The organism is Shinella sp. M27 (assembly GCF_049199905.1).
Taxonomy (GTDB): Bacteria; Pseudomonadota; Alphaproteobacteria; order Rhizobiales; family Rhizobiaceae; genus Shinella.
On sequence record NZ_JBLZPK010000077.1, the window covers coordinates 35,617 to 46,634 of the forward strand.

General features: G+C 62.7%; 12 protein-coding genes. 7 read left to right on the forward strand and 5 right to left on the reverse strand.

Annotated features, from left to right (window positions below):
- Nucleotides 1–20: 20 nt before the first annotated feature.
- From fabF to fabD, 4 genes are all read right to left on the reverse strand, one after another.
- On the reverse strand, nucleotides 21–1,280 hold the full coding sequence (gene fabF, locus ACOZK4_RS26870) for a beta-ketoacyl-ACP synthase II (RefSeq protein WP_313522359.1): 1,260 nt from the start codon (nucleotides 1,278–1,280) through the stop codon (nucleotides 21–23).
- A 108-nt stretch (nucleotides 1,281–1,388) separates the two neighbouring features.
- Nucleotides 1,389–1,625 (reverse strand): acyl carrier protein, encoded by a 237-nt coding sequence (locus ACOZK4_RS26875; protein ID WP_018327362.1) that lies wholly within the window; start codon nucleotides 1,623–1,625, stop codon nucleotides 1,389–1,391.
- Nucleotides 1,626–1,907: 282 nt separating this feature from the next.
- Nucleotides 1,908–2,645: a 3-oxoacyl-[acyl-carrier-protein] reductase gene (gene fabG, locus ACOZK4_RS26880; protein WP_421594696.1), complete on the reverse strand. Its 738-nt coding sequence runs from the start codon at nucleotides 2,643–2,645 to the stop codon at nucleotides 1,908–1,910.
- Nucleotides 2,646–2,669: 24 nt separating this feature from the next.
- The gene (fabD, locus tag ACOZK4_RS26885; protein ID WP_421594697.1) at nucleotides 2,670–3,614 is read right to left on the reverse strand and encodes an ACP S-malonyltransferase; all 945 of its coding nucleotides are present in this window, start codon (nucleotides 3,612–3,614) and stop codon (nucleotides 2,670–2,672) included.
- 191 nt (nucleotides 3,615–3,805) lie between these two features.
- Between fabD and ACOZK4_RS26890 the strand changes: the two genes are divergently transcribed.
- A complete protein-coding gene (locus ACOZK4_RS26890; protein WP_421594698.1) occupies nucleotides 3,806–4,849 on the forward strand; it encodes an aldo/keto reductase in 1,044 nt (347 codons plus the stop codon).
- Nucleotides 4,850–4,911: 62 nt separating this feature from the next.
- Here the strand turns inward: ACOZK4_RS26890 and ACOZK4_RS26895 are convergent, their stop codons facing one another.
- Entirely contained in the window at nucleotides 4,912–5,280 is a 369-nt protein-coding gene (locus ACOZK4_RS26895) for a hypothetical protein (protein WP_421594699.1), read from the reverse strand.
- A 360-nt stretch (nucleotides 5,281–5,640) separates the two neighbouring features.
- Between ACOZK4_RS26895 and rpsF the strand changes: the two genes are divergently transcribed.
- The 6 genes from rpsF to ACOZK4_RS26925 form a co-directional block, all read left to right on the forward strand.
- The gene (gene rpsF / locus ACOZK4_RS26900; RefSeq protein WP_117369405.1) at nucleotides 5,641–6,093 is read left to right on the forward strand and encodes a 30S ribosomal protein S6; all 453 of its coding nucleotides are present in this window, start codon (nucleotides 5,641–5,643) and stop codon (nucleotides 6,091–6,093) included.
- 24 nt (nucleotides 6,094–6,117) lie between these two features.
- Nucleotides 6,118–6,366 (forward strand): 30S ribosomal protein S18, encoded by a 249-nt coding sequence (gene rpsR / locus ACOZK4_RS26905; RefSeq protein WP_023515801.1) that lies wholly within the window; start codon nucleotides 6,118–6,120, stop codon nucleotides 6,364–6,366.
- A 207-nt stretch (nucleotides 6,367–6,573) separates the two neighbouring features.
- Nucleotides 6,574–7,548: a DUF2232 domain-containing protein gene (locus ACOZK4_RS26910; RefSeq protein ID WP_421594700.1), complete on the forward strand. Its 975-nt coding sequence runs from the start codon at nucleotides 6,574–6,576 to the stop codon at nucleotides 7,546–7,548.
- Between the two features lie 23 nt (nucleotides 7,549–7,571).
- On the forward strand, nucleotides 7,572–8,150 hold the full coding sequence (rplI, locus tag ACOZK4_RS26915) for a 50S ribosomal protein L9 (protein ID WP_421594701.1): 579 nt from the start codon (nucleotides 7,572–7,574) through the stop codon (nucleotides 8,148–8,150).
- A 205-nt stretch (nucleotides 8,151–8,355) separates the two neighbouring features.
- Nucleotides 8,356–9,642: a class I SAM-dependent methyltransferase gene (locus ACOZK4_RS26920; protein WP_421594702.1), complete on the forward strand. Its 1,287-nt coding sequence runs from the start codon at nucleotides 8,356–8,358 to the stop codon at nucleotides 9,640–9,642.
- 187 nt (nucleotides 9,643–9,829) lie between these two features.
- On the forward strand, nucleotides 9,830–11,018 hold a 1,189-nt coding region (locus ACOZK4_RS26925), incomplete at its 3' end, for a replicative DNA helicase (RefSeq protein WP_421594703.1).

Sequence of the window (11,018 nt, forward strand, 5' to 3'; positions counted from 1 at the left end):
GGCGAAAGCCCCGGACCGGATCAAGCGTAGCGCTTGAGAACCAGCGAGGCATTCGTTCCGCCGAAGCCGAACGAATTGGACAGCGCCACGTTGATCTCGCGCTTGCGGGCCTTGTGCGGCACAAGGTCGATCGCCGTCTCGACGGCGGGATTGTCGAGGTTCAGCGTCGGCGGGGCGATGTTGTCGCGGATCGCCAGCGCCGAGAAGATGGCTTCGACGGCACCGGCGGCACCGAGAAGATGGCCGATGGCCGACTTGGTCGACGACATCGAGAGGCGCGACGCGGCATCGCCCATCAGGCGCTCGACAGCGCCAAGCTCGATCGTGTCGGCCATGGTCGAGGTGCCGTGCGAATTGATGTAGTCAATTTCGCTTGCCGGAATGCCGGCGCGCTTCAGCGCCATCTGCATGCAGCGGTAGGCGCCGTCGCCGTCTTCCGACGGCGCGGTGATGTGGTAGGCGTCGCCCGACAGGCCGTAGCCGACGACTTCGGCATAGATCTTCGCGCCGCGCGCCTTGGCGTGCTCCAGCTCCTCGAGAACGACGATACCGGCACCCTCGCCCATGACGAAACCGTCGCGGTCGCGGTCATAGGGGCGCGAGGCCGCGGTCGGGTCGTCGTTGCGCTCGGTCGACAGCGCCTTGCAGGCGGCGAAGCCGGCAAGCGCGATGCGGCAGATCGGGGATTCGGCACCGCCTGCGACCATGACGTCGGCATCCCCCAGCGCGATCAGGCGGCTGGCATCGCCGATGGCGTGCGCGCCGGTCGAGCAGGCGGTAACGACGGAATGGTTCGGGCCGCGCAGCTTGTGCTTGATCGAGACCTGGCCGGAGGCGAGGTTGATCAGGCGACCGGGAATGAAGAAGGGCGAAACGCGGCGAGGGCCCTTGTCGCGCAGCGTATAACCGGCTTCGACGATACCATCGAGGCCGCCGATGCCGGAGCCGATGAGCACGCCGGTTGCAATCTGGTCTTCGTCGGTCTTCGGATGCCAACCGGCATCGATGAGCGCCATATCGGCGGCAGCGACAGCATAGGTGATGAAGGGATCGACCTTGCGCTGTTCCTTCGGCTCCATCCACTGGTCGGCATTGTAGGTGCCGTCAGTGCCATCGCCGAGCGGGATCGAGCAGGCAATCTTTGCAGGAAGATCTTCGACCTCGAAGGTCGTTACCCTGGCAGCGCCACTGCGACCCTCAAGAAGCCGGCTCCAGGTAACTTCGGTGCCACAGCCAAGCGGGGATACCATGCCGGTACCCGTGATAACGACACGCCTCATCGTCCGTGATCCACCCTATAAAATTCTATGTTTTGCCCCAAGAGGAGGTGTGGTCTCCAGGCGGAGACCGGGACGGGCTGCCGAAGAGCAGCCCGCCGGTATAATGGATCAGGCCTGGGCCTTCTCGATGAACTTGACGGCGTCGCCGACCGTCAGGATCGAGTCAGCGGCATCGTCCGGGATCTCGACGCCGAATTCTTCTTCGAAGGCCATGACCAGTTCGACGGTGTCGAGCGAGTCCGCGCCAAGATCATCGATAAAGCTTGCGCCTTCGCTGACCTTTTCGGCGTCAACGCCCAGATGATCAATGACAATTTTCTTTACGCGTTCTGCTACGTCGCTCATGTCGGATTCCTCGACCTTTGTTTTTGATCGGCGCTTTTCACAGCGCCGGGCACTCAACACGCCCGATATGCCTCAAGAACATATCCGGCAATCTCTTCAACCGGCAATGCGGCATCGGCGATACTGTTCCATACCGCCGGATTGCGCAGGCATTTGCCCGTCGACTGCTGACAGTCATGGCCCGATTAACACGGTTTAAGTCTGCCGCAAAGTCCGAAAATGGCCGGTGCTCCAGCGGTCAACATGCAATTCATGCCGACCTGCCGGGGCACTTCGTCCACCTTAGATCATCGCCATGCCGCCGTTCACATGTAGTGTCTGGCCCGTCATGTAGGAGGCTTCCGACGACGCGAGATAGGCAACGGCGGACGCGACTTCCGTGCCGGTGCCCATGCGCTTCATGGGAATGGCCCCCATGATCGCTTCCTTCTGCTTGTCGTTCAGCTTGCCGGTCATCGCGCTTTCGATGAAGCCCGGCGCCACGCAGTTGACCGTGACGTTGCGGGTCGCGATTTCCTGGGCCAGCGACTTGGTGAAGCCGATCATGCCGGCCTTGGCGGCGCAATAGTTCGCCTGGCCCGGATTGCCGGTGACGCCGACGACCGAGGTGATATTGATGATGCGGCCGTAGCGGCGGCGCATCATCGGGTGGGTCAGCTCACGCGTCAGGCGGAAGACCGCCGTCAGGTTCACTTCCAGAACGGAATCCCAGTCCTCGTCGCTCATGCGCACGAACAGGCCGTCCTTGGTGATGCCGGCATTGTTGACGAGGATGTCGACGCCGCCGAGTTCGGCCTCGGCCTTCTCGCCGAGCGCTTTCACTTCGGCGCGGTCGGAGAGGTTGGCCGGGAAGATCTGCACGCGTTCGCCGAATTCGTTGGCGAGCGTTTCGAGCTTTTCAACGCGGGTGCCGTGCAGGCCGACGATGGCGCCCTGCGCGTGCAGGATGCGGGCGATCTCCTCGCCGATGCCGCCGGATGCGCCGGTAACCAGTGCCTTGCGGCCGGAAAGATCAAACATGGGTGCGTTCCTTATCTAAAGAGATCAGCCGAGGAGTGCTGCAAGCGCACTGTCGATATCGGTGGGCGTGTTGATAGCGATGCCGGTGACGGACTTGTCGATGCGGCGCGCCAGACCCGTCAGCACCTTGCCGGAGCCGACTTCGTAAAGCGTCGTCACGCCGTTCTTGCCGAACCATTCCACCGTCTCGCGCCAGCGGACCTGGCCGGTGACCTGCTCGACGAGCAGGCGGACGATCTCCTGCGGATCGCTGACCGGGGCGGCACGCACATTAGCGACGACGGGCACGATCGGTGCCTTGGCCTCGACGGCGGCGAGCGCCTCGCGCATGGCGTCGGCGGCAGGCGCCATCAGGGCGGAATGGAAGGGGGCGGAGACGGAGAGCATCAGCGCACGCTTGGCGCCCTTCTCCGTCGCAAGCCGGGCTGCGACCTCGACGGCCGGCTTGGAGCCGGAAATGACGAGCTGGCCGCCGCCATTGTCATTGGCGATCTGGCACGAGCCGCCCTTTGAGGCTTCCTGACAGATGGCTTCGACATCCGCCTGCTCCAGGCCGATGATCGCCGCCATCGCGCCCTCGCCGACCGGAACGGCCGACTGCATGGCATTGCCGCGGATGCGAAGGAGCCGCGCGGTATCGGCGAGCGAGAAGGTGCCGGCGGCGCAAAGTGCCGAATATTCGCCGAGCGAATGGCCGGCGACGTAGGAGATCTTGTCCTTCAGCGACAGGCCGCGCGCTTCGAGCACGCGCATGACGGCGATGGACACGGCCATCAGCGCCGGCTGGGCATTGGCCGTCAGCGTCAGCGTGTCCTCGGGGCCGTCGAACATGATGGCGGAAAGCTTCTGGCCGAGGGCGTCGTCGACTTCGGCGAAAACGGCACGCGCTTCCGGGAAGGCATCGGCGAGGTCCTTGCCCATGCCTACGGCCTGGCTGCCCTGACCGGGGAAGGTGAATGCTACGCTCATAGGGGTTTCTCCCGTCTTCTGTTTCCTTTTCCATTCACATTCCGGCCCGCCAAGTCAAGGCATCGCGCCCGGAAGCACCCTCCCCGACCCGTCCTTTCCCCGCCCTTGCACAGGGAATCGCACCCGCCGTCTTGCACTTCGCCGGAAGCCGCCTACATTCGCGCGGTTCCCACAAAAGGATTTTCCCTCCCATGAAATACAATCCGCTCGGCAGGACCGGCATGAGCGTGTCGGAGATCTGCCTCGGCACGATGACCTGGGGATCGCAGAACAGCGAGCAGGAAGCCCAAGACCAGCTCGACTATGCGTTCTCTCAAGGCGTCAACTTCATCGACACCGCAGAACTTTATCCGACGACGCCGCTCTCGCCGGAAACCTACGGCGATACCGAACGCTTTATCGGCAACTGGATGACGGCGCGCGGCAACCGCGACAAGGTCATCCTCGCCACCAAGGTCGCCGGCCCAGGCCGTCCCTATATTCGCGGCGGCGCCCCGATGAGCCGCAAGGGCATCCTGGAGGCGATCGACGACAGTCTTCAGCGCCTCAAGACCGATTATGTCGATCTCTACCAGCTGCACTGGCCAAACCGCGGGCACTACCATTTCCGCAATGCCTGGAGCTACGATCCGGCCAAGCAGGACCGCGAAAAGGTCATCGCCGAAATCGAGGAAATCCTCGATACCATCGGCGAGATCGTCAAAGCCGGCAAGGTGCGCGCACTCGGCCTCTCCAACGACACGGCCTGGGGCACGATGCGCATGCTGCGGCTCGCCGAGCAGAAGGGCCTGCCGCGCGTCGCGTCGATCCAGAACGAGTACAACCTGCTCTACCGCACCTACGACCTCGACCTTGCGGAACTGTCGCATCACGAGGATATCGGTCTGCTCGCCTATTCGCCGCTCGCCGCCGGCCTTCTCACCGGCAAATATCTCGACGGCGCCAAGCCCGAGGGATCGCGCATGACGAAGAACGGCGATCTCGGCGGGCGTTACCAGCCGCTGCAGGAGCCGGCCGTGAGGGCCTATGTGGAGCTTGCAAAGGAAAACGGCATCGACCCCGCCCAGATGGCGCTGGCCTTCTGCCTGACGCGGCCCTTCATGGCCTCGGTCATCATCGGCGCAACGTCGATGGAGCAGTTGAAGACCAACATCGCGGCCAAGGACCTGACGCTTTCGGCCGACGTCATGAACGGCATCCGCCGTATCCATCGGCTCTATCCGGCGCCCATTTAAAACCGGAATCGAAAGACCCGCCGTTTCCGGCGGGTCTTGTCTTATGCCCCTTGCGGGTGATGTTACGGCGTCGTGGTGGTTGCGCCACCACCTTCGGCCGGCTGCTGGCCGCCGCTCGGCCGGGTGTCCAGCGTCTGCGTGCCGGCGGCACCACCCGTCTGGCCACCCGTTGCAGTGCCGCCGGCCGGAGCCGTCTCCTGCGTCGTGATGGCCGAGGTGTTGGCATTCGGATCGACGCCGTCACCCGGTGTGCCGCTGCCGACGAAATAGAAGATGCCCACCGCCACGAGAACGGCGAGAATGACTGCGACGGCCCAGCCGCCGGTACCGCTGCCGCCATTGCTGGCATTGACGACGGTCGGGCCGCGGTCATCGACCGGACGCGTCACCAGATCTTCCGGGGGACGATTGACGAGGTTTGGGTCCTGCATGTCGGTTACTCCATCTGGTTGGCCATTTGGTATGATCGACAGGAAAACGCAGGACATTCCATTTGGTTCCAAGCCGTTCCCGAAACGGAACACCAGGCTTTCTGGCCGCAGGCCTTGCGTTGTAGCGAAAAATCCGTATAAGCGCGCTGTTCAACACACCCGGTCAATCGGCTGGTGGCTGAACGGAGGGCCGGCGATCCGAACAGGATGGCCGTTTGGAGCCAAGGGTTCCAGCCTCCCGTGTCTCCGCTCTCGACCGTCTGGATTAACGCTTTTCTTGCTTTCGGCCTCGCGCCTTTGAGAACTGTCGTTGAGGCTTGGCGCCGGTTTCGGGTGTAAACGCAAGAAAGGCAAAGCCACATGGCTCTTTATGAACACGTATTCCTGGCCCGCCAGGATGTGTCCGCCCAGCAGGTCGACGCTCTCGTCGAACAGTACAAGGGCGTTATCGAATCGTTCGGCGGCAAGGTTGGCCGCGTCGAGAACTGGGGCCTCAAGTCCCTCACCTACCGCATCAAGAAGAACCGCAAGGCTCACTATGCGCTGATGGACATCGACGCTCCGGCGGCGGCCATCCACGAAGTCGAGCGCCAGATGCGCATCAACGAAGACATCCTTCGTTACATGACCATCGCTGTCGAAGCGCACGAAGAAGGCCCGTCGGCCATGATGCAGAAGCGTGACCGCGACGACCGTCCGCGCCGCGAAGGCGACGACCGTGGCCCGCGCCGCGATTTCGGCGACCGTCCGCGCCGCGACTTCGGCGACCGCCCGCCGCGTGGCGACCGTCCGGCCCGCGAAGACCGCGCGTAATAGAAGCAGAAGGAGATTATAGATATGGCTGATGTTTCTTCCGCTCCGGCACGCCGTCCGTTCCACCGCCGCCGCAAGACCTGCCCCTTCTCGGGCGCAAACGCTCCGAAGATCGACTACAAGGACGTCCGTCTTCTGTCGCGCTACATTTCCGAGCGCGGCAAGATCGTTCCTTCCCGCATCACGGCCGTTTCCCAGAAGAAGCAGCGCGAACTCGCCAAGGCGATCAAGCGCGCCCGCTTCCTCGGCCTGCTGCCCTACGTCGTAGCGTAAGCTGCTGACTCTGCGGCCTGACTCGACGTCAGATCGCGGGCATTGACTTGGGGGAAGACGGCTTGCCGCCTTCCCCATTTCCCTTCCGCGTTGGGCGCGGATCGGAACCGCCGGCTTTTCGAAGCCAAACCCCATGTTGGGGAGACAGTCCTGAATCAATCTCTCAGGAACCTCCTCTAACTGTCTGACCAGACAGGACAGCGAACAGTGAAGACCCTGACGCCAACCTCGATTGCGACCGGCCTCGTTGCCGGTGTGACCGCCGCTCTGCTGTCGCTGAGCGCGAATGCGCAGTCGTCGTTCGCTATCGTGCTTTACGCCGCGTCCGCGCTTCCCATCCTGATTGCCGGCCTCGGCTGGGGCAATGCCAGCGCCTTCATCGCCGTCGTCGCCGGCGGCATCACCGCGTCCGCCCTTGTCTCGTCGAATTTCGCCGCGCTGATCGTGCTCATCACGCTGATCCCGGCCGGCTGGCTCTCCAACCTGGCCAATCTTGCCCGCCCGGCTTCCGAACTCGGCGGCCCGGAAAATGCGCTCGCCTGGTATCCGCTGTCCAACATCCTCGCCCATCTCGCCATCATGGTGACGCTCGGCATGATCGCGGTCGGCGCGATCGTCGGCTACAATGACGAAATGGCGGGCAAGCTCGTCGACATCGTCATCGAGACCTTGAAGGCGCAGGAGCCGCTCTACAATCCCGATGCCGCTGCCATCGCCCAGCTGAAGACCGTGTTCTCGCTGGCACTGCCGCTCGTGCAGGGCGCGCTCTGGGTGTTCCTGCTGTTTGCAGCCTATTACATCGCGACCTTCATCGTGCGCATCTCCGGCAAGGGTCTTCGCCCGCGCGAGGACATGCCCTCGACGCTGCGCATGCATCGCAATGCGATCTTCTTCTTCCTCGCCGGTCTCGTGTTGTCCTTCATGGGCGGCGTTCCGGCGATCATCGGCGCGCTCGTCTGCGGCACCTTCGGGGCCGGTTTCGTGCTCGCCGGCTTCGCGAGCCTGCATTTCAGGACGCGCGGCAAGCCGTGGCGGCTGATGGCCCTGTGGTTCGCCTACATCTCGGTATTGCTCTTCACGATACCGGTCTTCGTCATCCTCCTCATGGGACTGATGGACACGCGGCGCGCCATCGCGCTGACGCCCGCAGGCCCGGCGGAAAAGAAAAACCAGAACATCTGAGACTCAACGAAAGGAACTCAAAAATGGACGTCATTCTTCTCGAACGCATCGCCAAGCTCGGCCAGATGGGCGAAACCGTCAAGGTTCGCGACGGCTTTGCCCGTAACTACCTGCTGCCGCTCGGCAAGGCGCTGCGCGCCAACGAAGCCAACAAGAAGCGTTTCGAAGCCGAGCGTTCGACGCTCGAAGCCCGTAACCTTGAGCGCAAGTCCGAGGCCCAGGCCGTTGCCGAAAAGCTCGACGGCAAGGCCTTCGTCATCGTCCGCTCGGCTGGCGAAACCGGCCAGCTGTACGGCTCGGTCGCTGCCCGCGACGTCATCGAGGCGCTGGCTGCCGAAGGCTTCAACGTCGGCCGCAACCAGGTCGAGCTGAACACCCCGATCAAGGCAATCGGCCTGCACAAGGTCGTGCTGCACCTGCATGCCGAAGTCGAAATCTCGGTCGAAGTCAACGTTGCCCGTTCGGCTGAAGAAGCCGAGCGCCAGTCGAAGGGCGAAAGCCTGACCTCGGCCGACGCCATCTATGGCGTTGACGAAGACGCGCTGACGGCTGCCGACTTCTTCGACCCGGAAGCCGACGGCGTCGAAGAAGAAGACGCATAATATCCGCTTTGTCGGATGGTTACGGAACGGGCCGGCTTTTGCCGGCCCGTTTTCGTTTGGAGGGCCAAAAAGCACGGCTTGAAATCCCGCTTTTCGCATCAATATTTATATCTCGTTAGACTGGATTGGCGGTTGGGCCGCTTTCAGGCCGGTTTCCGACCAGACCCGTTTCCGCCAGATTTTTAAGCGTGACGGAGTTTAGCGAATGAAATTCATTGTGCAGACATTGGTTTCCCGCCTCGTCGAGACCGGCAACCTGAAGATCACCTATCCTGACGGCAGCAGCCAGACCTTCGGCGACGGCACCGGCAATCCCATTCATATGCGTCTCAATACGCGCAAAGCCGTGTGGGGCATCGCCATCGACCCCGCTTACTATCTCGGCCATCACTATGGCACCGGCGATATCGACATCGTCGAAGGCGACATGTACGGCCTCTTGAAAACCGTCTTCACGGGCAATCCCGATTTCAAATACTACGACACCCGCTGGAACCGCCTGCTGGAGCGCGTGCGCTATGTCTTCCGCTGGGTGCGGGAAAAGAACAGCGTGGTGCGCTCCCGCCGCAACGTGCAGCACCACTATGACCTGACCGGCGCGCTCTACGATCTGTTCCTCGACCGGGACCGGCAATATTCCTGCGCCTATTTCGAGCATCCCGACCAGACGCTAGATGATGCCCAGCTTGCCAAGAAACGGCACATTGCCGCCAAGCTCAACATTAACAGGCCGGGCCAGAGCGTGCTCGATATTGGCAGCGGCTGGGGCGGCATGGCGCTCTACCTCGCCCGCCAGCTCGGCGCGAAGGTGACGGGCGTGACACTGTCGGACGAGCAGCATACGCTGTCCGAAAGCCGAGCCCGAGATGCGGGGCTGACCGAGGAGGTGAAATTCCTGCTGCAGGACTATCGCAACACCGAAGGCCCCTTCGATCGCATCGTCTCCGTTGGCATGTTCGAACATGTCGGCCGGCCGAATTACCTCACCTTCTTCAAGAAGAGCGCTTCGCTGCTGAAACGCGACGGCGTGATGCTGCTGCACACGATCGGCCGCACGGATCGCCCTTCCGCCAACAACCCGTTCATCGAGAAATACATCTTTCCGGGCGGCTACATCCCTGCCCTTTCGGAAGTGATGCAGGCTGTGGAAAAGAGCGGACTTGCGGTAACGGATGTGGAAATCCTCAGACTCCACTATGCCGAGACGCTGCGTCACTGGCGACAGCGCTTCATGGCAAAGCGGGACGAGGCCAAGGCGCTCTACGACGAGAAATTCTGCCGCATCTGGGAATTCTATCTCGCGGCGTCCGAAAGCGCCTTCCGCTGGCAGAACCTCGTCGTCTTCCAGCTCCAGCTCGCCCATGACCAGGAGGCCACACCGCTGACACGCGGCTATATCGGCCGTGGCGAGGATTGCCTGAAGGCCCATGAGGGCAATCCGAAGGGCGACCGGCGGGGCGCACGCCAGTTCCCGCAGGAGGCGTCGCTTTGAGATTCGGCGCCTGAGTCAATCGAAAGCCTGTAAGCCCGGATGAATCCGGGCTTGCCGTCTTCGCGCCGCCTGTGGAAAAGTCTAACATTGGGTCTAACGGAGGAGCCGGGCCGGAAGCGCTTGACCCCTGACGGCAAAGCAACCAAACCAGCGACCTTCGAAAACAGAGACGGGGAGATTCGGGACGATGAACGATGCCGTGCGCAAGCTCAACCAGGCCGGTCGCGAGAATGCGGAGCTGCACCACCGCGAGGCACCGAACAACGTCGAAGCCGAACAGGCCCTGCTCGGCGCCATCCTCGTCAACAACGACGCCTATTACCGCGTCTCGGACTTCTTGAAGCCGATCCACTTCAACGAGCCGCTGCACCGCAAGATCTATGAACTCGCCGGCGACACGATCCGCATGGGCAAGATCGCCACCACGATCACGCTGAAGACGCATCTGCCGTCGGACAGCAAGGTCGGCGATCTCACGATCCCGCAATATCTCGCGCGCCTTGCCGCCGAAGCCGTGACGATCATCAACGCGGAAGACTATGGCCGCGCCATCTACGATCTCGCGCTGCGCCGCTCGCTGATCAATATCGGCGAGGACATGGTCAACATCGCCTATGACGCGCCGCTCGACATGCCGCCGCAGACCCAGATCGAGGATGCCGAGCGCCGCCTGTTCGAACTGGCCGAAACCGGCCGCTACGACGGCGGTTTCCAGTCGTTCAACGATGCGGTGGCGCTCGCTATCGACATGGCCGGCCAGGCCTTCGAGCGCGACGGCTCGCTGTCGGGCATTTCCACCGGCATTCACTCGCTCGACGGCCGCATGGGCGGTCTTCAGCGCTCCGACTTGATCGTGCTTGCGGGACGTCCGGGCATGGGCAAGACCTCGCTTGCCACCAACATCGCCTACAACATCGCCGCCGCCTACGAGCCCGAAATTCAGGCGGACGGCTCGTACAAGGCGAAGAACGGCGGCGTCGTCGGTTTCTACTCGCTCGAAATGTCCTCCGAACAGCTCGCCACCCGTATCATCTCCGAGCAAACGGAAGTGTCGTCGTCCAAAATCCGCCGCGGCGACATTTCGGAGGCCGATTTCGAAAAGCTCGTCGCCTGCTCGCAGATGATGCAGAAGGTGCCGCTCTATATCGACCAGACCGGTGGTATCTCGATTGCCCAGCTTTCCGCCCGTGCGCGCCGTCTCAAGCGTCAGCGCGGTCTCGATTGCCTCGTGGTGGACTATATCCAGCTGATGACCGGCTCGGGCAAATCCAGCGACAACCGCGTGCAGGAAATTACCCAGATCACCACGGGCCTGAAGGCGCTCGGCAAGGAGCTGAACGTGCCGATCATCGCGCTCTCGCAGCTCTCCCGTCAGG